Source organism: Amycolatopsis sp. NPDC114504 (assembly GCF_055633595.1).
The window spans coordinates 1,031,684-1,054,749 of the sequence record NZ_JBVKDU010000001.1 but is presented as its reverse complement, the minus strand read 5'-3'; the positions used below and the strand labels follow the sequence as shown (position 1 = coordinate 1,054,749).

The window sequence follows — 23,066 nt, the reverse complement described above, 5'->3', positions numbered from 1 at the left end:
CCTGGTGAACGCCGCGGTGTGCGCCATGCTCGGCAAGCCGGTTCCCGCCCCGGCCGGCTGAGCCCGGACGCGTCCCCCGCGCGAGCCACCGCCGATGTCCTCGGACGGGGGACCCGCGCGCCCGCCACCGCCCGCTAACGTTCCGCGTCGTCCCGCGGTACCCCGAAAACCGAGGAGGAGAACGTGACCAGGTCGACCCCGGGATGGAGCGAGGCCGACATGCCCGGCCAGCACGGGCGCACGGCGGTGGTGACCGGCGCGAACTCCGGCATCGGGCTCGAGACCGCGCGGATGCTCGCCGCGAAGGGCGCGCGAGTCGTCCTGGCGTGCCGAAACCTCGACAGGGCGGCCGCGGCGTGTGACGCCATCCGTTCCACCGCAACGGATGCCGACCTCCACCCGGTCCGGCTGGACCTCGCGGACGCGTCGTCCGTCCGGGAAGCGGCGGCGGTGATCGCCGGCGAGTGCGACCGGATCGACCTGCTGGTCAACAACGCCGGTGCCGCGTTCGGGAAGCTGACCCTGGTCGACGGGGTGGACCGGACGTTCGTCACCAACCAGCTGGGTCCGTTCACCTTCACCGGGCTGCTGATGCCGCGCGTGCTCGCCGCGCCGTCCGGGCGGATCGTCACGGTGACCAGCGGCGGCCACGAGATGGGCCGGCTGGACCTCGACGACCTGGCCTTCGCGAAGCGGCGGTACACCCGGTGGCGCGCCTACACCCAGACGAAGCTGGCCAACCTCGTGTTCACGGCCGAACTCCAGCGCCGGCTGGCGGCCGCGGGGGACCACGCGATCGCGGTGGCCGCGCACCCCGGCGCCGCGGCCACCGACTTCGGCCGCAACAGCGGCGGTCTCCTGCGGGTCGTGTCGATGTCACCCCTGCGGTGGCTGCTGGCTCCGCTCGTCAACACCGCCGCCGAGGGCGCGCTGCCGACGCTCCGGGCGGCCGTCGACCCCGAGGTGCGGGGTGGGGACTTGTACGGTCCCGGCGGGGTGCACGGCGTCAAAGGCCGGCCGGAGCGGGTCGAGGCGTCCGCCGCCGCGGGCGACGAGGCGGCGGCCGCGCTGCTGTGGGAGCGGTGCGAGCAGCTCACGGGGGTGCGCTACCCCCGGCCGTGAGATCCGCGCGAACGGCAGGGTGGCCCGCCGGGCAGATGAGACGCGTGCCGATGTCAGTCGGTGACATCACCCTACCAGGGCGATGTCACCGACTGGCATCACTGCGCGAGCACCTAGCCGAGCGCCGAAACCGGCCCGAGCTGCAGGACGACCGCCGTCCACGTCATGCCGACGCCGATCCCCAGCAGCAGCACGTGCTCTCCCGGACCCGCCTCGCCGGTGCGGAGCAGGTGGTCGAGCGCCACGATCTGGTCGCTGGCGCCGAGGTGACCCACGCGCAGCCCCAGCTCGGTCATCGTGCGGGACTCCGGAATGCCCAGCGGGCGCAGGATCTGCGTCTCCACCAGGCGCCGGCCGTAGTGCGGGGCGCAGATCTTCGCGATGTCCGGCAGGTCGACGCCGGCGTCGGAAAGTGCCGTCTTCACCACCGCCGTCACGCCGTCGGCATTGCGGTTGTCGACGTGCGCCGGGCCGCCGTGGCGCCCGAGCCACTGGCGCTTGCGGCGGCGGATGTCCAGCGACCGGTGGGCCGTGACGCTGGCCGTGCGGAACGGTTCGTCACCGCGTTGCAGGCCCTCCAGCGAAGGGTCGGTGTACGACGCGATCGCGCGGACGCGTGCCAGTCCCGGCCGCCGCGAGAGCACGACCGCGCTGCCCGCGTCGCCGTAGACGATGCCCGTGTCGGTGCTCCAGTGCGGGAACCCGGGCGCGCCGAACCGGTCGCCGGCGGTGATGAGCGCGGCTTCGTGGTCCGGGCGGCCGCACAGCACGCTCGCCGCGACGTCCAGGCCCGCCACCAGGCTGTTGCTCATCGCGCCGAGCTCGAGGGTGAGCCCGGCACCCGCGCCGACGCCGAGCCGGTCGCGCACGTACGACGCAGCGTGCCAGAAGTCGATCCCGGGGTGGTAGATCCCGGCGTGCAGGCAGAGCGTCGGCCAGACCGGTCCGCCGGCCGCGGTTTCGGCCTGGCGCAGGGCTTCCCGGCCGGCGCGCACCGCGAGTTCGGGGCCGGGCAGCCCGGCGACGGCGGTGGACAGCTGCCCGGTCCGGTCGGCCTCGGCGGCGGTGAACTCGCCGGCCGCGAGCGGGACCGCGACCGGCGTCAGCGCGCCGACGTCGCAGCCGATCCCGGTGAGGTGCAGGTCATCGACGCGCATCCGGGATCACCTCCGGGAGCACGGCTTCGATCTCCGACAGCATGTCGTCGAGGTGGAGCGGGGGAGCGGACACGTACCCGGCGGCGGCCAGTTCGGCGGCGACGGCCGCGGCGCTTCCTCCGGGGAACCGGTGGAAACCCGCGAAGCAGACGGGGCCGGTGCCCGGAACGGCGATGGCCAGGTGCGCCCAGCCGGTTTCGCGGTCCCACCGCACGATCAGCCGGGTGGTCCCGGCGACGGTGCGGGTCTCGCGGAGCACCTGTGTCAACGTCGTGGCGGTCAAGCAACTTCCTTTCGGCACGGCGAACAGCACGCACCACGGGGCGCGCGCCGACGGACGATGGGTCGGGGACGCGTCGTCGGGCCCCTGGGAACGACGGCGAATCTACCCCGATGATCATGCGCGCTCAGCCACACCCCGATACACAGAGTGATCGCCCGCGCTGCTAGGGGAGCGGATTTGCCGAAAACTGCTCGGTTTTCGCGCTCGGCGTTCGTGAGGTTCCTTCGGGTGTTGCTCACTCTGGGTAGCGGCGACGGCGATCGGCGCGCCCGCTCGTTCCGGGGCGCTAGGCCGAACAGCGGATGGTGAGGTGGATGAACGTGTTCTAGGTTTCGGGTGGGTCGTACTTCTACTGGGGAGCCGGAATGCGATGCTGGGGGACTTTCTGGGTCACCGTGACCGTCATCCTCGCTGTCGTCGCATCGCCGCCCCGCGCGGCGCACGCGGTCGGCCTGGTCGACTACGCCGGGCGATCCGCCGTCGCGACTCCGTTGCGGGACAACGGGACTCCGGGCCCGCCGACGTCGCTCGTGTGGACGGTCGCCGCCGACAGCGAGTCGGCCACGGTGACCTGGCAGCCGCCCTCGGCCGGTCCGCCGCCCGCCGAGGGCTACGAAGTCGTCACCCCGGACGGGCGGCCGGTCGCGGTGATCGACCACGGCGGGCCCGCGTCGCTGACCCTGCGGGACACGCAGCTGCCGCTCACCGTCGTCGTCCGGTCGGTCAACCACCAGGGTGCGAGCGCTGGCACGACGCCGGTGCGGGTGGCGGTGCCGTCCGAGGTGATGGTGGTCGGCGACTCGATCAGCCAGGGCAGCGCGGGCGACTTCACCTGGCGCTACCGGTTCGACCGGCACGAAGCGACCGCGGGTGACCGGCTTTCGCTCGTCGGGCCGCGCGACGACCTCTTCGACAACGTGGCGAACACCTGGGACGACAACCACACCTACGCCGACCCCGCGTTCGCGCAGCACCACGACGCGCTCTGGGGCGAGTCGATGAGCGGCGCCGCCGGTCACGTCGCCGCCGACGTCGCCGCCTACCGCCCGGACTACCTGCTGGTCCTCCTCGGCGGCAACGACCTGGCGTTCGGCCTGAGCGATGCGGCCGGCGCCGAAGCGAGCCTGCGCGCGTTCATCGCCAACGCGCGGACCGCGGACCCGGGGATGCGGTTCGTCTTCGGCACCCTGCCGCCGTCCCAGCGCACGCAGAGCGACGCCGGGTTCGCGGCCGTCGTGGCCGACTTCAACGCGCGGCTCCGGCGCACGGCCGACGAACTGTCCACAACGGACTCGCCGGTCCACGTCGCGGAGACCGCGCGGGACATCGTCCCGCAGAACGACCTCTGGGACGGCGCGCACCCGAACGCGCAGGGCGAGGTCAAGATCGCCGCCGCGTTCGCCGACTCCCTGGCCGGCACCCTGTCCGTCGGCGCGCCGTACCCGCGTCCGTACCCGGTCGTTCCGGTCGGGCCACAGGTGCCGCCGCAGCTGAGCGTCACGGCGGGCATCGGGCAGGCCGAGCTGAGGTGGCCGCTGTCGCCCGGCGCGACCGGCTACTACGTCCACATCAAGGACGTCACGGCCGGCGAGACCGCGTTCACCCGCCTGCTCTTCCCCGTCCCGGGTCCGATGTGGACGGCGGGGCTGCTGGCCAACGGTCACACGTACCAGTTCCAGCTGAAGACCACCAAGGGGTCGGCCGAAGGCGTGTTCTCGACCATCGCGACCGTGACGCTGCCCGCGCCGGTACCGGCGGCGGTGACGGACCTGACGGCGAGCCCGGGCAACGGGTCCGCGACACTGTCGTGGACGCCGGTGGCGAACGCGACCGGTTATTACGTGTACCGGAAGAACGTCACGGCCGGGGAAACCGCTTTCACGCCGCTGCCGTGGCCGGTGCCGGGTCCGTCTTGGGTGGCCGAACTGCTGGTGCCCGGCGAGACGCTCGAGTTCCGCGTGCAGGCGGCCGACGGCGACGTCCGCGGGGGACTGTCCAACGTCGCCGCGGTCACGGTCGCGGGCGTGACCCCGAACGCCGTGACGAACCTGACGGCGAGCCCGGGCAACGGCTCCGCGACGTTGTCCTGGACGCCGGTGGCGAACGCGACCGGTTATTACGTGTACCGGAAAGACGTCTCGGCCGGGGAAACCGCTTTCACGCCGCTGCCGTGGCCGGTGCCGGGTCCGTCTTGGGTGGCCGAGGGCCTGACTCCCGGCGGCACGTACCAATTCCAGGTGCAGGCCGTCAACGGACGTCTCCGGGGCGGGCTGTCGAACCTCGCCACGACGGTCGTGACCGGGCCGGTCCCCGCGGCGGTCACCGATCTGACCGCGGTGCCGTCCGGAACCGGCCAGGCGACGCTGTCCTGGACGCGCTCGGCGAACGCGACCGGCTACTACATCCACGTCCGGAACCTGAGCGCCGGCGAAACGTCGTTCACCAGGCTGCCGTGGCCGGTCGCCGGGCCCGGCTGGGTCAGCGCCGGTTTGGTGCCTGGCGCGCGGTATCGGTTCCGGGTCCAGCCGGTGAACGGCTATGTTCTCGGCGGCCTCTCGAACACCGCCGACGTCACGAGCGGTTCGTGACGGTCGTCAGGTCTCGGTCGGGGGCGCGCTCATCGCCGCGGCGAGGAACGTGATCGCCCAGCGCCGGGCCGCGTCGCCCGCCACCGGCGACACGCAGGCCGGGGCCTGCTGGTTGTAGTTCTCGGCGCGGTCCACGGCCGCCACGGCCAGGATCCCGCGCATCCGGAACCACAGCTCCGCCGGCGACAGGCCGGGCAGGGTGCGCTCGAAGGCGGCCAGGTAGCGGTCGCGGACGGTGTTCTCGGCCGCGCCGGTCCAGGCGCGCATCTCCTCGGCCGGGTCGCCGAGGATCCGCATGATCAGCCGGGACGTCCGGGCGCCACCTTCGTCACCGGTCGCCATCTCGTCGAACAGCGGTCCGGCGAAGGCCTCGACCAGCTCGGCGACCCGCGGGTCCGGGGTCCGGGCGAGCAGGTCGTCGAGTGCGGCGATCTGGGCGGCGTTGATGGGCTCGACCACGCGGCGCACGACCGCGGCCAGCAGCGCCGCCTTCGAGCCGAAGTGGTACCCGACGGCGGCCAGGTTCGCGCCGGCGAGATCGGTGATCGCGCGGACCGACGCGCCGTGGAAGCCGTGCTCGGCGAAGAGGTGCTCGGCCGCGTCGAGGAGCTGCGTGCGGGTGTCGGTGGCCGCCATGCGAGCTACTATACGGACGTATGATTCAAACGAACGTATGAATGAGGCTGGAATGAAACTGCTCGTCTACGGCGCCGGGGTGCTCGGCAGCCAGTTCGCGGTCCGCATGCACGAGGCCGGGCACGACGTCTCGCTCCTGGCCCGGGGCGAGCGCCTGGCGTCCCTGCGCCGGCATGGCGTCCAGCTCGCGGAGGGAGACGGCCCGGCCGTGCGGCGGGTACCGGTGCCGGCGGTCGAGCGCCCGGCCGGCGGGTACGACCTGATCACCGTCTTCGTCCGCACCCACCAGGTGGACGAGGTGCTGGAGTCCCTAGCCGACATCGACGGCGACGTGCTGTTCATGCTCAACTGGGCGGGCGGCCCGGAGCCACTGGCCACGGTCCTCGGCCCGGAGCGGGTGCTGCTGGGGTTCCCCACCCTCGGCGGCACGCTGGACGGCGACGTGGTCCGCTACCGCGAGCCCAGCCTCCTCACCCGCAGGTTCCCGATGTCGATCGGCGAGCCCGACGGCCGGCGGACACCCCGACTGGACCGCCTCGTGCGGACGCTGCGCACGGCCGGGTTCCACGCCAAGATCGAGCCGCGAATGGACGCGTGGCTCAAGACGCACGCGGCGTTCGAGGTGCCGTTGGGACTGGCGGTACACGCGGCGGGCGGCCCGGTGGCGTTGGCCGAGGACCCGGACGCGGTCCGCGACATGCTGCGCTCGATGCGGCGGAACCTGGCTGCTTTGGCGACGCCGCCGGTGCCACGGGCGTTCGCGGCGCTGCGGACATTGCCGGAGGGGCTGCTGGTGCCGGTGCTGCGGCGCTTCTTGCGAAGCCCGACGGCGGTGCAGAGTGGATTGTCCGCGACTGGGCCCTCGGTGACAGGCGAGCTGGAGCGGCTGGACGAGCAGCTGGGCGCGGCCGCGAGGTAGACGACGGCCGCGCGGTTGCGTGCCGGCGCGAAGTGGGCGCCGGTCGCGCGGCGCACTCTCCCGCGCCCCGCGGTGGCGGCCGAACACCCACATCCCGGCACGAAGCAGCCCACCGGATCGCACCCGCCGCAGCGAGCGAACCCCCGCTCAAGGCACCGGCCCGGCCCCCGGCCCAAGCCGGGCTGACAGACTCAAGCCGTGTTCCTCGGATACGTCCTCGCCGTGCTCGCCGCTGTTGCCTCCGGTAGTGGCTCCATTCTGGAGTCGGCCGGGGTGCGGCGGGCCGGGGCCTTCGGTGGCTCGCCTCAGGACCTCGTCGCCCTGCGGCGGCAGCCGCTCTACTTCCTCGGGGTGGGGGTGGACCTGCTCGGGTTCGTCTTCGCCGCCGCCGCGCTGCATCGCCTTCCGCTGTTCCTGGTCCAGTCGGTGCTCGCCTTCAGCGTCGGCGTGACCGCCACCATCTCCGCGATCCTCGGTGTCCGGCTGGTCGGTGCCGGGTGGGCCGCGCTCGGGGTCGGAGCGACCGGCCTGGTCCTGCTGGGACTCTCCGCGGATCCGAGTCCCGCGCAGCCGCTCGCTTCCGGGTGGAAGCTGCTGCTGGTGGGCGTGGCCGTCGTGATCGCGGCGATCGCGTTCACCGCGCAACGCCGTCATGGCCGGTGGTCGCCGATCGTGCTCGGGTTCTGCGCCGGGCTGGGGTTCAGCGCCGTCGGGATCTCGGCTCGGACGCTCGACTCGTCCGGGCCGGCCTGGCGACTCGTGCTGGAGCCGGCGATCTGGGCGATGATCGCCAACGGGCTCGTCGCGGCGGTGGCCTTCGCGATGGCCCTGCAGCGCGGCCGGGCGACCGCGGTCACCGCCATCATGTTCACCACCAACACGGCGGTGTCCTCGCTCATCGGCGTGGCGGTGCTCGACGACCGCGTCCGCGCCGGCTTCACCGCCACGGCCGCGGTCGGGTTCGTCCTGGCCGTCGCCGGGGCGATCGGCACCGCGCACTACGCGGCCACCCACCGCACGACCACCGCCTGAGCCAGCGACAGGACAAGCCGATGGATCTGCACCTCGAGGGAAAACACGCACTGGTCACCGGCGCGTCGAAGGGCATCGGCGCGGCGATCGCCGAGACGCTGGCGGCCGAAGGCTGCGCCCTGCACCTGGCCGCGCGCAACGGAGACGCCTTGGCGCAGCGTGCCCGGAAGCTGCGTGCGGAGCACGGCGTCGAGGTGACCACGCACGCCGTCGACCTGCGGGTCCCCGCCGACATCGAGCGGCTCGCCGAGGTGGCCGCGGACGCCGACATCCTCGTCAACAACGCCGGCGACATCCCCGCCGGCACCCTCGACGACGTCGGCCCTGACCTCTGGCGGCACGCGTGGGACCTGAAGGTCTTCGGCTACATCGACCTCGTCCGGCTCGTCTACCCGCGGCTGCGCGCCCGCGGCCGCGGCGTGATCGTCAACGTCATCGGCACCGGCGGCGAGCAGCCGACCGCCGGCTACATCGCCGGCGGCGCGGGCAACGCGGCCCTGATGGCCTTCACCAAGGCGCTCGGCGGCGAAGGCCCGCGCCACGGCGTGCGCGTGGTCGGCGTCAACCCCGGCCCGGTCGCCACCGAACGCGTCACGACGATGCGAGCCGCCAACTCCGACGTCGACGCGCAGTTCGCCTCGCTCCCGTCAGGACGGATCGCCGAGACCCACGAGATCGCGGACCTGGTGGCGTTCCTGGCGTCCGAGCGCGCCGGCTACATCAGCGGAACGATCGTCACCATCGACGGCGGCATGACGGCCGCGCGCTAGCCGTCCGGCCGCCGGCGAAAACGACACTCCGCTCCATTCGGTAAGTTATTTTCCGAAGTGATCTCCGTCGGTTTCCGCGGAGTTGAGTTATTCGGAGTATTTGCATTTCCGGAGTACTGCTTTACGCTCCCATCACTTGATCTTGGCCCGCAGGGGCCTGTCCGCTGGGGGAGCCGGGCTTGTACCGAATTGACCCGACCTTGTCGCGCGCGCGTTTTCGCCGTGGGGTCGCGACCGTGGTCTCGATCGCCCTGATCACCTCGATCATGGGCGAGCTTCCGGCGAACGCCGCGTCCACCGCTCGCGCGCCGCACGTGGTGCCGACGCGGACCACCGGTCACGGTGACGCGCCGCTCGACCACGCGAAGGCACCCGCGATGCCCGTCCCGGCCGCGCCGGTCGCGGCCGACTGGCCCGCACCCGGTGAGGCGGCGGTCGTGATCACCGCACCCACCTCCAGCCCGGCCTCGCGCGCCGACCGCGAGCCGGCGAAGCCGGGGCCCGCCGTGCGCGCGGGCGCGCTGCCGGTGCGGGTGGCCGGGGCCGGGGGCGCCAAGGCGAACGTCCGGATCGCCGATCAGGACGCCTCGCGCAAGGCCGGGATCACCGGGGTCCTGCTGTCCGTCGACGGCGCGGCCGGGCGATACGCGGTCGACCTGGACTACTCGTCGTTCCGCAACGCTTCGGGCGGCGGCTTCGGCGAACGGTTGAAGCTGGTGAGCCTGCCCGGCTGTGTGCTGAGCACACCCGACCGGCCGGCCTGCCGGACGCGGACCCCGGTCGCGTCGCGGAACGATCCCGCCGCCAAGGTCGTCTCCGCCGACGTGGCCGTCGCCCGCGGACCTCAGGTGCTGGCCGCCGTGGCCGACTCCGGCGGGGCCGGCGGCACGTTCGCCGCCAGCTCGCTGGCGCCGTCGGGCAGCTGGTCGGTCACCGACGGCACCGGCGCGTTCACCTGGTCCTACCCGGTGGAGCTCCCGCCGGCGGCGACCGGCACGGCGGTGGCGCCGAAGGTCGCCCTGTCCTACAACTCGGCCACTGTGGACGGCCGGACCGCCGCGACCAACAACCAGACCTCCTGGGTCGGCCAGGGTTGGGACTACGACCCCGGGTACATCGAGCGCACCTACCGCTCCTGCGCGGACGACGACACCCTGCCCGAGGCGAACAAGACCGGCGACTTCTGCTGGGCCGGCCAGATCCTCACCATGAACCTCGGCGGCCAGACCACCGCGCTGGTCCGGGATGACGCCACCGGTACCTGGAAGTCGTCGAGCGACAACGGCGCCCGGGTCGAACTGCTGAAGGGCGCGGCCAACGGCGCGCTCGACGGCGAACACTGGCGGATCACCACGATCGACGGGATCCAGTACTACTTCGGCCTGAACCGGGCCCCCGGCTCGGCGGACCAGGACAAGACCGACTCGACCTGGACGGCGCCGGTCTACGGACCGCACGGCGACGACCCGTGCCACGACAACGCGGGCTTCGCGAAGTCCGTGTGCACGCAGGCGTGGCGGTGGAACCTGGACTACGTCGAGGACCCCCACGGCAACGCGACCGTGTACTCCTACACGCCCGAGACCAACTACTACGGCGCCGACCTGCAGACCAAGGCCGTCCCCTACACCCGCGGCGGCACGCTCAAGCGCATCGACTACGGCCTGCGCAAGCTCAACGGCAGCGTCTACGGCTCCGCCGCTCCCGGGCAGGTCGTCTTCGACACCGCCGAGCGGTGCGTGCCCGCGGGCGCCGTCACCTGCGACCCCGCGCAGTTCACCCCGGCGAACGCGAAGTCGTGGCCGGACACGCCGCAGGACCAGCAGTGCAAGGCCGACGCGACGTGCGACAACCACTCGCCGACGTTCTGGAGCACCCGACGCCTGGCGGCGATCACCACCCAGTACAACACCGGGGCCGGGCCGAAGAAGGCCGACACCTACGCGCTGGCGCAGCAGTTCCCGGGCATCGGGGACAAGGAGCTGTGGCTCGACTCGATCACCCACACCGGGTTCGACGCCGACGGCGCGTCCATCACGCTGCCGCCGATCAAGTTCACCGGCCAGCTCTACGCCAACCGCGTGGTGGGCTACAAGAACCTGCCATCCCTCGCGCACTGGCGCCTGACGAACATCACGACCGACACCGGGTCCGTCATCTCGGTCGCGTACAGCGCCCCGAGCTGCACGGCGGCCACCGTGCCGACGGACCTGCCGAACAACACCAGCCTGTGTTACCCGGTCTACTGGAACCTGCCGACGGCCAAGGACCCGATCCTCGACTTCTTCCACAAGTACGTCGTGGAGGAGGTGCGGATCGAAGACGCCAACAAACTCTCGCCGACGCAGGTCAACGCCTACGCCTACGTGGGCAGCCCGGCCTGGCACTCCGACGACAACGAGATCGTCAAGCCGAAGTACCGCACCTACGGCCAGTTCCGGGGATACTCCCAGGTCGACGCCCGGACCGGCGACACCACCTTCAGCATCGACGGGGTCGCCGACACCAGGACGCTGACCCGGACGACGTACTTCCGCGGCATGGACGGGGATCCGCTGCCCGGGGGCGGGAAGCGGTCGGTTCCGGTCACGAGCTCGCTCGGCGACTCCATCGCCGACGACAACGTGTTCGCCGGGTCGCCCCGGGAGACGCAGCTGTTCAACGGCGACGGCGGTGCCCGCATCTCGGCGTCGGTCAGCGACGTGCAGAAGGTCGCCACGACGGCCACGAGAGCCCGGACCGGCCTGCCCGCGCTGACCGCCAACGTGGTCAAGGAGAACCGGACCAGGACGGTCACCGACCTCGCGGCCGGCGGGACCCGGACGAAGACCACGGTGCAGCGCTACGACAAGTACGGCCGGACGGTCGCCAAGACCGACTCCGGTGACGGCCTGCCGGACACCTGCGTCACCACGAAGTTCGCCGAGAACACGACTTCCTGGATCCTCGACCGGTCCAAGGAGGTGCTGACCTCCACGGAGGTCTGCCCCGACGGCGAGCCGACGGCCGTCAAGGTCACGGCGGGCGTCCGCACGTACTACGACGGCCAGGACGGCCTGGGCGTCGTCACCGGCGCCGGTGACGCCACCCGGGTGGACACGGCGACGGCCAACAACGGCGGAACGCCGACGTGGGTCACGACCGGCCGCACGGGGTACGACGCCGCCGGCCGCACGACGTCGACCACCGACGCGCGGAACTACACGGCGACGATCGTGATGACGCCCGCCGACGGGGGCATCCTCAGCAAGACCGTCAAGACCAACCCGAAGAAGCAGTCGGAGACGATCGAATCGGAGCCGGTCCGGGGCAAGACCACCGGCAGCGTCGACGTCGCGGGCCGCCGGACCGACGCGACCTACGACGCCCTCGGCCGGTTGGAGTCGGTGTGGAAACCGGGGCAGGCGAAGGGCGGCCCGGCGTCCGGGACGTACGAGTACGTGCTGCGGACCGACGCCCCGCTCGCGGTCGTGACGAAGAACCTCGTCGACTACGGCACCGGCACGAACTACCTGACCACCGTCGAGCTGCGTGACTCCTTCGGCCAGGTCCGGCAGGTCCAGACCGACGCCAACGACGGCACCCGGATGGTGACCGACACGGTCTACGACTCCCACGGGTGGGTGCGCAAGACCAACAACCGCTACCTGACCTCGGGCGTTCCGGGCACCACCCTGGTCTCGGTCGCGGACGCCGCCGTCGACAACCGGACGGTGAACACCTACGACGGCTCCGGCCGCGTGGTCGCCGCGACCGACTACAAAGGACTGACCGCGACGTCGTCGACGCGCACGGTCTACGGTGGCGACCGGACGACCGTCATCCCGCCGCAGGGCGACGTCACCCAGACCACGTTCACCGACACGCAGGGCCGGATGTCCGAGCTCTGGCGCTACAGCAGCGCCCCGGACGTGTCCGGCACCGTCGTTTCGGGCGGCACGCACGACACGACCCGGTACGGGTACACGCCGACCGGCCTCCAGGACAAGATCACCGACACCGCCGGGAACGTCTGGTCGACGGAATACGACTTCCTGGGCCACAAGGCCAAGCAGGTCGACCCGGACACGGGCACCTCGTACACCGAAGTGGACGTCGCGGGGCTCGTGAAGTCGGCGACGGACGCACGCGGCAAGAAGCTCGCGTACACCTACGACGAACTCGGCCGCAAGACCGCGGAGTACGAGAACTCCGTGGACGGCACGAAACGCGCGTCGTGGGTCTGGGACACCGCACCCAACGGCGCCGGGCAGATCTTCTACTCCACCCGGTACACCGCCACCGGCAACTGGGTCACCGGAGTCTCGGCCTACAACGCCGAAGGACGGCCCAGCAAGGCGATCACCCAGGTCCCGGGGACCGAGGCCGGGCTGTCCGGCACGTACACGACGCTGTACGGCTACACGAGCACCGGCCTGCCGACGATGGTCCAGCCGCCGTCCGGGGGACAGCTGCCGGGTGAGGCGATCGCCATCACCTACGACAAGTACGGCAAGCCCCTGACCACCGCGGGCTACAACGCGTACGTCTCCGCTTCGCACTACACGCCGTACGGCGAAGACTCGCAGTTCACCCTGGGGCCGTCGAACAACCAGGCGTGGCTGACCTTCGACTACGACGCGCAGACGCGGCGCAAGACCGACGTCAACCTCGCCGCCCAGCTGGCCGCCACGACCCAGCTCGACGACACCCGCTACACCTACGACCCGGCCGGCAACATCACGAAGTCCGTCAACACGCAGGGCGTCACCGGGGTCGCGCCGGTGCGCACCCAGTGCTTCGACTACGACCCGATGAACCGGCTGTCCCAGGCCTGGACCACGACCGACGACTGCCAGGGCGCGCCCGCCGGGGACAAGCTCGGCGCGGCGAGCCCGTACTGGCTTTCGTGGACGTTCAAGCCGAACGGCCTGCGGGAAACCCAGACCGACCACAAGGCCGGCACCGCGACGGCCTACCGGTACCCGGCCGACGGCGCCGCGAAGCCGCACAGCCTGACCGGGACCACCACCACGGGCCCGGCCGGCACGACGACGGCGTCCTACGGCTACGACGCGTCGGGCAACACCACGACCCGCGACGGGCAGACGCTCGACTGGGGCCCGGACGGCCGGCTCGACAAGGTCACGGCGCCGCAAGGCGACACGACCTACGTCTACGACGCCGACGGCGGCCGGCTGCTGCGCCGGTCCCCGGACAAGGTCACGCTGTCCCTGCCGGGCGAGGATCTGGTCAAGGACACGAAGACCGGCGTGGTCACCGGCACCCGCTACTACTCGCACAACGGCGTCGTCGTCGCGATGCGCGTGGGCGGCGCGAACCCGCAGTACCTCGTGTCGGACCTGCACAACACGGCGACCGTCGTCGTGGACTCGGTGACGTTCGGGGTGACCCGGCGGGCGATGGACCCGTACGGCAACCCGATCGGGGAGCGTCCGGCGTGGCCGGACCAGCGGGGGTTCCTGGGCAAGATCAAGGACGACTCCACCGGTCTCACGGACGTCGGTGCCCGCGAGTACGACTCCGCGACGGGCCGGTTCATCTCGGTCGACGCGGTGCTGGACTCGCAGAACCCGGACCAGCTGTGCGGCTACGAGTACGCCGAGAACAACCCGGTCACCCGCAGCGACCCGAGCGGCAACCTCACGATCATCGGCGTCGGGCTCGGCGGCATCATGAACGCCCTCGGCATGGCGCACGACCTCCAGGTGACCGGGGCCCGCACGTACAAGCAGGCCCACATCACGATCCGCTGGGGCTACGTCACCAACTGGCGGCCCGACTTCATGGGCCCGCAGATCGGCTGGTGGATCCCGGCCGTGGTGATCACCATCTGGTTCACCACGATGGTCCGCTGCCCGACCCCGGCCCGCACCAACACACCCCAGATGGGGCCGGACCCGATGACCCGGGCGGAGCGGGCCGCGTACAACGCGAAGCACCCGCAACCGGCACCGAAACCGGCGGACAAGTCGGTCCGGGAACAGATCCGGGACCTGCTGGTGAGCTTGACCGGCGCCGACAAGATGGTGGACTGCGTCCGCGAGCCGAACGCGGGCGACTGCCTGCTGGGCTTCGGACCGTTCGTGGCCGGTCCGGTGGCCAAGGGCGCATTGGGCCTGGCCGGCCGTACCGCGGCGCGGGGCGCCGAGTCAGTGGCAGCAGGCGGCGTGGCCCGGCAAGTGGTGCAAAACACGCCGTCCACAGTCCCGTTGTTCCGAAACGTGGATGCGGGGGAGTTCGGATCCATCGCCGACACCGGAAAGTGGGGACTCGGTCCCGGGCAGATGGAAGGCAAGTGGTTCGCCACCGAAGGTGCCCATGCCGACCAATGGGGCAGGGTGCTCAATCGCGGTGACGGACTCACGATGACGACCCGTATCCCGCGTTCTCTGGCAGATCAGTTGCATTACCATCCGGACAAGCTGGACGGCATCGGACCGGGTTATTACGCGCAGGGCGACCAGCTGACCATGATCAACCAGCAGATGAGCGGAATCGAGTTGTGGCCGTGATGGAAACGATCGAGCACCCACAGGCCACGGCCGTCGTCCGCTGGCTCACCGCCGAGGAGGGCGGGCGGAGGTCCGGACCGCCGACCGCGCCTGTCTACATGGCGACCTCGGTGTTCGTTCTCGGCGGAGATGCGGAACTGCAGCCGGGTTGGCCTGCTTCGGCCACCCAGCTGAGCATCCTGCTCCAGCAGGTCGAGCTCCTCGAAGACGGCCGGACGCGTTGTCTGGTCGGTTTCCTGGTGCCTGATCTGGCGCGTCCGAATCTGCACGCCGGGGGCGAGATCCTGGTCATGGAAGGGCCGCGGCCGGTTGCTTCCGCGCGAATCGAGGACGTCTTTGTCCAGGGTGCGTGAATGGGAGCCGGGTTTCATGTGATGACGGTGCACACCGGCTATCGGCCGCCACAGCAGTTCATCGACGCCGTTTCGCACGCGGCGGCTCAGTTCAGAGGATTCCGGGGGAAGTAATGCGCTCGCTCATCTCCGCCGTGACGGCAGTCGCCGCCACGGTCGTCTTCCTGCCGGTGGTCCCGGCCGTGGCGCAGGCCGCGCCGCCGTCCGCCGCGCCGGCGGACAACGAACTCGTGCTCGCCCAGCGGACCGGCAAGCCGGTCGAAGTCGCCGCGGAGACCACCGAGAAGTCGCAGGTGTTCGCCAACCCCGACGGCACCTTCACGATGCGGAGCACGCCCCGGCCCACGCGGGTGAAGCGCGACGGTGGCTGGCACGCCGTCGACACCACCCTCGTCGCCCGGCCGGACGGAACCGTCGCGCCCGCGATGTCGCCGACCGACGTGACCTTCTCCCGCGGCGGTACGGCCCCGCTGATCAGCGTCGCCGACGGCGCGGGAAAGCTCGCGCTGAGCTGGCCGGCCGCGCTGCCCGAACCCGTGCTGGCCGGGAACACCGCCACCTACCCCGAGGTGTTCCCCGGCGTCGACCTCAAGGTGGCCGCGGACGTCAGCGGCTTCTCCGAAGTCCTCGTCGTGCGCGACGCCGAAGCCGCGAAGAACCCGGCACTCGGTTCACTGAACTTCACCGCGGCCGGCACCGGACTGACCCTGGAGGCGGCCGCGGACGGTGCCCTGAACGCGAATGACGCCGCCGGCGAGCCGGTCTTCCACGGCTCCACGCCGATCATGTGGGACTCCGCCGGCCGGACCAGCGCGGCCGCGCCGGGTGAAGGCCGTGTCACCGCGATGAAGCTCGACGCGCGGAAGCGGGCGGCCGCCGGCCCGAGCCGGACGTCCGTGGCGGACATCAGCGTCCGGCCCGATCGGGCCGCGCTGACCGGCCCGGACGTCAAGTACCCGGTCTACATCGACCCGATCATGTCGCGGACGAAGGACGCCTGGCTGGAGGTGACCAGCAACGGCTGGCACTACTTCAACGACGACGCCAAGCAGGCCCAGGTCGGGTACTGCAGCGGCTGGTCCGACTGCGGGTCGCCGGCTTGGACCGCCCGGTCGTACTTCCAGATGCCCACGACGGACCTGAACCCCCGCAACGGCCGCAAGCCCGTGATCTTCAGCGGGCACTTCTACGCACTGCAGGTTCACGGCGCGCACGCGTGCACCGCCGAGCCGACCGACCTGAAGCTCGCGGGGTTCATCAACGCCGACACCCGGTGGCCGGCCACCGACTACGACTACCTCGGCCGGATCTCCTCGAGCGCGGGCGACCAGTGCGGGGGCGCCGGCACGCTCGACTACGACCTCAAGTCCACCGTGCAGCGTGCGGTCGACGGGACGTGGGGCAGCATCACGCTGCTGCTGCGAGGATCCGACGAAGGCAACCCGTACCAGTGGAAGCGGTTCGCGAACAACCCCACCCTCGAGGTGGTGTTCAGCTTCCCGCCCAACGATCCGGGCGCCAACGCGGTCGCGAACTCGGTGAACTGCGGCGGCAAGGTCGTGACGCCGACCGCGAACCCGACGCTGTACTCGACGGCGACCGACAACAACGCTCCGCCCTTGAACCTCGGCATGTGGTACGAGGTGTGGAACGCGAACGCCTCGACGAGGTACGCCAAGACCGACAGCGCGGTCATCGTCGCGTCCGGCGCGCGGGCGGCGTGGGCGGTGCCCTCGGGGCTCGCCGACGGCGACTACTCCTTCCGGACCTTGGTGGAGAACAGCTTCCCCGGCGACTCGAGCCGGAACGTCTGGTCGGCGCAGTGGTCCCCGTGGCTGCCGTTCACCGTGCGCGCGAAACCGATCGCCGGCAAGCCGGTGGTCCTGCCGAGCGCCGACTACCCCGCGGACAACTGGGGCGCCCAGGCGGGCGCTCCGGGCTCGATCTCCGTCCAGCACCTCGACGCCGGCGCCGGCCTCGCGGGCTTCAGCTACAGCTTCGACGGCGCGGGCTCCCAGCACGTCCCGGCGACGACGGACTGCGACTACCACAAGACCTTCGGGACCTCCGGTGGCTGGGTCCCCGCCACCGGCACGAATCGCGCGACGATCCCCGTCCCGGCCGGGCTGAGCGCCGGTCCGCACGTGCTCTACGTCAAGAGTTTCGACGACGCGCACAAGATGTCGGCCGAGTCGGCTCCCTACGTCTTCTACGTCGCCCCCGCCACGAGCGGCTCCGCGACGAAGATCGAGGCCGAGTCGCTGACCGCCACGCAGCCGGCCGGTCAGAACGCCACCACGATCACCCAGCCGAACTGCTGCGGCGCGACGTGGTCGGGGGACGGCCAGCTCTTCCTGCAGGCCACCGCGGCCGGCCAGGCGTTCTCCCTGGCGTTCACGGTGGGCGCCGACGCCGACTACCGCGTCGGCCTGGGCCTTACCCACGCCCCCGACTACGGGCAGAGCGCGTTCACCCTCGACGGCACTCCGATCGGCCGGCAGCTCGAGACGTCCGACGTCGGGCCGTTCGACAACTACGGCACGACCGTGGGCAGTGACTTCTTCTCCCTGGGGTCACGCCGGTTGAGCGCCGGTACCCACACCCTCGGCATCCAGGTGACCGGCACGAACGCCGCCTCCATCGGCGCGCGCTACTACGTGGGCTTGGACTACCTGACCCTGACCACGACGGGCCGGTTCGAAGCCGAACAGGGATCGCAGATCACCGCGGCCCAGCCGGCCGGCCAGAACGCGCCGCTGTCGGTCGTCGCCGATCCGCGGTGGTCGGACGCCGCGCTCGTCTCGTTCCGGCCCGCCGGCCCGGACGCGTCCGTCGACCTCGCCTTCCGGGTCCCGATCGAGGCCGACTACGCCCTGGGAGCGGGACTCGCCCGGCAGGACCACGCGGGCCGGCTGCGCATCTCGGTCGACGGTGCCGTCGTGGCGCGCGGCCAGGACGAACCGTGGGACGGCTACGCCCCGGCGCCCACGGCGTCGTACCTGCCGCTGGGTGGGCAGCACCTCACGGCCGGCGTCCACACGGTGACCATCCGGGTGGTGGGCCGGAATGACGCGTCCCAGGGGTTCGAGGCCGGTGTCGACTACCTGACCGCGGTCCCGATCAACGCCATCACCGTCTCCGACTTCGCGTCGGCGCTGAACAACGACGGCATCGCCCCCGATGGCACCGCCGCTCGCTTGGACTTCGCCTCGGGTGGCCTGTCGGCCCAGACGCTCGCGGCGGCCGGGCTCGCCCCGGGTGCGACGAAGGTGATCAACGGTGCGGCGTTCACCATGCCGCAGCCGAAGGCCACGGGAGAGGACAACGTCGCCGCTTTCGGGCAGACCATCCCGGTCCCGCCGGTCAAAGCCTCCGCCTTCGGCCTGCTCGCGACCGCGACGTGCGGGAACCTGCCCGCGACGTCGGCGACGGTCACCTATGCCGACGGGACGACCCAGAACCCCTACGTGCCGGCCGTCTCCGACTGGGTGTTCGGCGAAACCGACGGCGCGGCCTTCGTCCTGCCGTACCGGAACCTGGCGACGACCGGGGTGGACGCGACGGCCAAGCCGCGCATCTACGCGGTGTTCCTGCCGACCGACCCGTCGAAGACGCTCAAGTCGGTCACGCTGCCCAACTACGGCAGCCCGGCGACCGCCGCGTGCCAGAAGGCCGCCTTGAACGTCTTCTCGATGGCGCCCCGGCCGGTCGCCCAGGGTTGGCTGGGGGCGTGGGCGGCACCGGCGGACGGCCAGGCCGCGCCGCCGGTCGCCTTGACGGACAAGACCGTCCGCACGGTCGTGAAGCCCTCGGTGACGGGCGCGTCCGTGCGGGTGAAGCTGGCGAACCCCCAGGGAACGACGGCGGTGACGGTCGGCGCCGCGAGTGTCGGAGCCCAGGCCGGTGCCGGCGCGGCGGCGACCGGGTCGCCGATCCCGCTGAAGTTCGGCGGAGCCACGTCGGTGACGGTGCCGGCGGGCGGGGAGGTGACCAGTGACGCGGTGGCCTTCCCGAGTACCGCGGGCGGCAGCGGCAACCTGCTGGTCAGCCTCGACTTCACCGGCTCGGTCGACCGGCTGGCGGCACACGCGTCCACGTCGTCGTACCTGGCGGCGGGCAACCAGACCGGAGTCGCCGACGGGGGACCGTTCGGGACGACGCTCGACGGGACCTACCTCCTCGCCGGGGTGGAAGCGTCCACTCAGGACGCCACCCGTGGGACTGTCGTCGTGCTGGGGGACCAGTTCGCCACCGGGACCGGCGCCGACGGTGCGACGTGGGTGGACAAGCTTCCGGGTGCCCTCGGCGCTCTCGGCGAGTCGTTGCCGGGCAGCGTCGTCGACGCCGGCCGGGCGGGCGCCCCGCCGGCCGGCCAGTGGAAGCTGAACGACGGCTCGGGAGCCACCGCCGCGAACGCGATCGCGGGTGGAGCCCCGGTCACCCTGACGAACACGACGTGGAGCGGCGAGCACGGCGGATCCGCGGTGTTCAACGGCACGGACTCCGTCGGCGCCACCGCCGGGCCGGTGCTGGCCACGTCCCGGTCGTACACGGTCGCCGCATGGGCCAAGGTCGGCTCGCTGGGCGGGAACTACACGATCGTGAGCCAGGGAGGCGTCAGCCAGAGCGCGTTCTTCCTGCAGTACAAGCAGGGGGCGGGGTGGGCGTTCGTCAGCCCGTCCCAGGACACGGCGACCCCCGGGGCGTACGCGCAGGTGGTCGGCCCGGCGCCCACGCTGAACACGTGGACCCACCTCGCCGGCAGCTTCGACGCCACCACGGGCCAGATGTCGTTCTACGTCAACGGGAAGCTGATCGGAACCGCCTACAACCCCACACCGTTCGACACCGCGGGACCGCTCGGCGTCGGCGGGGTGAAGGTCGCCGGCGGCGCCGTCCGCAACCAGTTCAACGGCGCGATCTCCGACGTCCGGGTGTTCCGCCAAGCGGCGTCGGCGGACGACATCGCGGCGATGGCGGCCGGGGGCGTCATCACGGCACCGCCTTCGGGTACCGGCGCGCCCGGCACGACGCTGGCGGCACGGACCCTGGACCGCACGACGCTCGGCCAGCCGAACGTCCGCACGGTGCTGGTGGAGCTGGGCGCGAACGACGTTCTCGCGGGCAAGGGCAAAGCCGAGATCGTGCAGGGCTTGAAGACCCTGGCGCACCCGGCGAGCGCGATCGGCCTCCGGAACCAGCGACGCTCGGACGGCACGCTCGTGCACGTCATCCTCTCGACGATTTCCGCGCTGGGGCTGCCCGCGAGCGATCCGCGGGAGGTCATCCGGACGCAGGTCAACGACCTGCTCCGCACGAGCTACGTCGACCTGGGCGCGGACGGCGTGCTGGACATCGCGGCCGCGGTGTCCGACACGCCGGCTTCCGGGACCGTCAGCCCCGCGTTGCTGACCAACGGGATCCCGAACAGTTCGTTCTACGACCGGATCGCCCAAGCCGTGGCGAAAGCGGTGACGGACTTCCCACCCCTCGAGCTGTAGCGCCGGACGAGCGTCTTACCCGAAGCCTCGGCAGGTGTGGCCCCCTTTGTGGCCACACCTGCCGAAGTCGTATTCGAGGCCATCGTGAGCTGAGTCGCATCGGCGGCGGAGTGCCGCTGATTGTCGGGTTCGTCCGCGGGTGAAAGCGCTGGAAAGCGTCGCCCGGAGTTCGTTACACGTCAATCGTGTGATTGTCCGGACGGTTTCCGTTCCCGGATTCCGGGACGGCATCCGGAACTCGGCCGTACCACATCCTGTGCACAGCTGAACGCACGTGCGGCCGGATGGCGGATCCGCTTCGCAGATGGCGGTTATTCGGCGTTCTCGCTGCTCATGGCGCTGCCGCGAATGTGGTCATGGTCGTTTTCCGTATCGGCTCCGGTTCGGGTGGTTCCGCGCGCGATCCCGCGTTTGAGGAGTGCCGGAGGTGGGCAGCCTGGATCGGTGACGTCGGCACGGTGAGCCGGAAGTCCGGCGCGGAGGCCAGGTTCGGGGCGCGCGGAGGGAGGACGGGTGAGGTGGCGACCTGCGGGTCGTCGCGTCATCGTGGGTGCTCGGCTCTGTGCTGCCCGAATGGCGTGCCGTTGTCGAATCTGCGTGAAGTTCGGTGTGGTTAATGGTGTCGTTAATGTCGCCACGGGGAGTGTCGGCGAGCCGGGAATCGGCTTCGTTCGAATCCCACTATTGGCGGTACTGACGATCAGCGCCGGGGCGGCAGCGTAGGTATTCGGTTCGGGTTTGGACGAGCGCGGTGCGGGTGGGCACATTTCCCCGTGCGGCAACACGACTTTTTCGAAAGGTTTGCCCATGCGGTCCCAGAATGATGCTCCCGGCGGCCGGCCCGTGCCGGCGGGACGGTTGAGCGCGATCCTCGCTCGCCTCGCTCGCCGGCACCGGGTGCCCGGCGCCCAGGTCGCGGTGCGGCAGGGCGACGACACCACGGTGGTCCAGACCGGTGTGGTGCACCAGGACCGGGGCGAACCCATGCGGCCGACGTCCGCGGTGCCGGTGGGCTCGATCACCAAGGTGGCCACCGCGACCGTGGCGATGATGCTCGTCGCGGACGAAGACCTCGAGCTGGACGAGCCGGCCGGCGACGTCCTCGGCGTCGCCGGGCTCCCGAGCGGGCTCACGACCCGCCGCCTGCTGAGCCACACCAGCGGCCTCCCGTCCGACCCGGCCGACGTCGACGGCTCGGTGCTGAGAGAAGTCCGCTCCGCCACACTCGTCTGCCCGCCCGGCACGGCGTTTTCGTACTCGAACGTCGGCTACGCGCTGGTCGGCTCGATGATCGAAGCGGTGACCGGGATGAGCTGGCGCGAAGCGGTCGAGGCGATGCTCCTGCGTCCCGCGAAGATCGAGCCGGTCTTCGTCGACAGCCCCGCCGCGGTCTCCGGCCACGCCGGGGGCCGGCCGGTCGAGCAGATCCTGCCGCCGATGCTCGAGCCCGCCGGCGCGCTCGCCATGAGCGCGGGCGACCTGGTCGAGCTGAGCCGCGTGCACCTCGGCAAGCCGGACCTGCTCGACGTCGTGACGGCGGCCGACATGCACCGGCGGGTCCCGGCCGCCGAGCCGTTCGGCCTGGCCGACGGCTGGGCCCTCGGCCTCGCCCACTTCGGCGACGAAGGCGGCGAGGGCGGCGAGGCCGGCAAAGGCAGCGAAAGCAGCGAAAACAACGACGACGAAACCGGCTGGCTCGGCCACGACGGCACGGCCGACGGCACCTCCTGCCACCTGCGGATCGACCCGGCCGGCGCGTGCGTGGTCGCCTTGACCGCCAACGGGTCCGGCGGCGCGGACCTGTGGCGCGAGCTGACCGAAGAGCTCCGCGACTGCGGCCTGCCCCTGCCGCTCCCGGGCGCCCGGACCGGCGGCCGTCCCGTCCCCGTCCCGGCCGGTGACCTCGGCACCTACCGCAACGGTGCCGTCGACTACGCGATCACGCCGCACGGCGACGACGGCGCGTGCCTCGTGGTCGACGGCGAGGTCTACCCCGAGCTGGTCCTCCACGACGACCGGACGTTCACGATCCGCGACCCGGCGACCGGCCGCGTCACCCCCTGCGGCCGGTTCCGCGGCGAGCCCGGTGCGGCGGCCGCGGTCGAGATCGGCGGCCGCCTCGCCGGGCGGTGCTGAGCCGCACCCCCGTCCCCGCCCGCCCGCGTCGGTGGGTTTCCCCGTTGTGCCCGG

General features: G+C 71.7%; 12 protein-coding genes. 9 read left to right on the top strand and 3 right to left on the bottom strand.

Annotation, left to right across the window (positions count from 1 at the left end; all coding sequences use genetic code 11):
- Positions 1 to 183: 183 nt before the first annotated feature.
- On the top strand, positions 184 to 1,122 hold the full coding sequence (locus ACZ7PG_RS04805) for an oxidoreductase (protein WP_470237751.1): 939 nt from the start codon (positions 184 to 186) through the stop codon (positions 1,120 to 1,122).
- A 113-nt stretch (positions 1,123 to 1,235) separates the two neighbouring features.
- Here ACZ7PG_RS04805 and ACZ7PG_RS04800 read toward each other — a convergent pair whose 3' ends face one another.
- Both ACZ7PG_RS04800 and ACZ7PG_RS04795 read right to left on the bottom strand, forming a co-directional pair.
- Complete coding sequence (locus ACZ7PG_RS04800) at positions 1,236 to 2,279, bottom strand: ketoacyl-ACP synthase III family protein (protein WP_470237750.1); 1,044 nt, start codon at positions 2,277 to 2,279, stop codon at positions 1,236 to 1,238.
- Positions 2,266 to 2,562: a hypothetical protein gene (locus ACZ7PG_RS04795; protein WP_470237749.1), complete on the bottom strand. Its 297-nt coding sequence runs from the start codon at positions 2,560 to 2,562 to the stop codon at positions 2,266 to 2,268. Before ACZ7PG_RS04795 ends, ACZ7PG_RS04800 begins: the two co-directional genes overlap by 14 nt.
- A gap of 395 nt (positions 2,563 to 2,957) precedes the next feature.
- On the opposite strand from ACZ7PG_RS04795, the gene ACZ7PG_RS04790 reads away from it, so the two are divergent.
- Positions 2,958 to 5,150 carry a fibronectin type III domain-containing protein gene (locus ACZ7PG_RS04790; RefSeq protein WP_470237748.1) on the top strand — a complete coding sequence of 731 codons (2,193 nt, stop codon included), beginning with the start codon at positions 2,958 to 2,960 and terminating at the stop codon, positions 5,148 to 5,150.
- 6 nt (positions 5,151 to 5,156) lie between these two features.
- Here the strand turns inward: ACZ7PG_RS04790 and ACZ7PG_RS04785 are convergent, their stop codons facing one another.
- Complete coding sequence (locus tag ACZ7PG_RS04785; RefSeq protein ID WP_470237747.1) at positions 5,157 to 5,786, bottom strand: TetR/AcrR family transcriptional regulator; 630 nt, start codon at positions 5,784 to 5,786, stop codon at positions 5,157 to 5,159.
- A gap of 52 nt (positions 5,787 to 5,838) precedes the next feature.
- Here ACZ7PG_RS04785 and ACZ7PG_RS04780 point away from each other — a divergent pair, with 52 nt between their 5' ends.
- The 7 genes from ACZ7PG_RS04780 (at position 5,839) to ACZ7PG_RS04750 (ending at position 23,012) form a co-directional block, all read left to right on the top strand.
- A complete protein-coding gene (locus ACZ7PG_RS04780) occupies positions 5,839 to 6,705 on the top strand; it encodes a ketopantoate reductase family protein (protein ID WP_470237746.1) in 867 nt (288 codons plus the stop codon).
- 198 nt (positions 6,706 to 6,903) lie between these two features.
- Positions 6,904 to 7,737, top strand: coding sequence for a DMT family transporter (locus ACZ7PG_RS04775; RefSeq protein ID WP_470237745.1), 834 nt, complete (start codon positions 6,904 to 6,906; stop codon positions 7,735 to 7,737).
- A gap of 20 nt (positions 7,738 to 7,757) precedes the next feature.
- A complete protein-coding gene (locus tag ACZ7PG_RS04770; protein WP_470237744.1) occupies positions 7,758 to 8,507 on the top strand; it encodes a short-chain dehydrogenase/reductase in 750 nt (249 codons plus the stop codon).
- Between the two features lie 236 nt (positions 8,508 to 8,743).
- Entirely contained in the window at positions 8,744 to 15,022 is a 6,279-nt protein-coding gene (locus ACZ7PG_RS04765; RefSeq protein ID WP_470237743.1) for an RHS repeat-associated core domain-containing protein, read from the top strand.
- A complete protein-coding gene (locus tag ACZ7PG_RS04760) occupies positions 15,022 to 15,375 on the top strand; it encodes a hypothetical protein (RefSeq protein WP_470238995.1) in 354 nt (117 codons plus the stop codon). The genes ACZ7PG_RS04765 and ACZ7PG_RS04760 overlap by 1 nt, the downstream gene beginning before the upstream one ends.
- A 134-nt stretch (positions 15,376 to 15,509) precedes the next feature.
- On the top strand, positions 15,510 to 20,876 hold the full coding sequence (locus ACZ7PG_RS04755) for a LamG-like jellyroll fold domain-containing protein (protein WP_470237742.1): 5,367 nt from the start codon (positions 15,510 to 15,512) through the stop codon (positions 20,874 to 20,876).
- 807 nt (positions 20,877 to 21,683) lie between these two features.
- The gene (locus ACZ7PG_RS04750; RefSeq protein WP_470237741.1) at positions 21,684 to 23,012 is read left to right on the top strand and encodes a serine hydrolase domain-containing protein; all 1,329 of its coding nucleotides are present in this window, start codon (positions 21,684 to 21,686) and stop codon (positions 23,010 to 23,012) included.
- The last annotated feature ends 54 nt before the right edge of the window (positions 23,013 to 23,066 follow it).

Bases quoted from the DNA above. Each gene is read 5' to 3' on its own strand.
- ACZ7PG_RS04750 (WP_470237741.1), top strand. From the start codon at position 21,684: ATGCGGTCCCAGAATGATGCTCCCGGCGGCCGGCCCGTGCCGGCGGGA.
- ACZ7PG_RS04780 (WP_470237746.1), top strand. From the start codon at position 5,839: ATGAAACTGCTCGTCTACGGCGCCGGGGTGCTCGGCAGCCAGTTCGCG.
- ACZ7PG_RS04800 (WP_470237750.1), bottom strand. From the start codon at position 2,279: ATGCGCGTCGATGACCTGCACCTCACCGGGATCGGCTGCGACGTCGGC.
- ACZ7PG_RS04770 (WP_470237744.1), top strand. From the start codon at position 7,758: ATGGATCTGCACCTCGAGGGAAAACACGCACTGGTCACCGGCGCGTCG.
- ACZ7PG_RS04785 (WP_470237747.1), bottom strand. From the start codon at position 5,786: ATGGCGGCCACCGACACCCGCACGCAGCTCCTCGACGCGGCCGAGCAC.
- ACZ7PG_RS04760 (WP_470238995.1), top strand. From the start codon at position 15,022: ATGGAAACGATCGAGCACCCACAGGCCACGGCCGTCGTCCGCTGGCTC.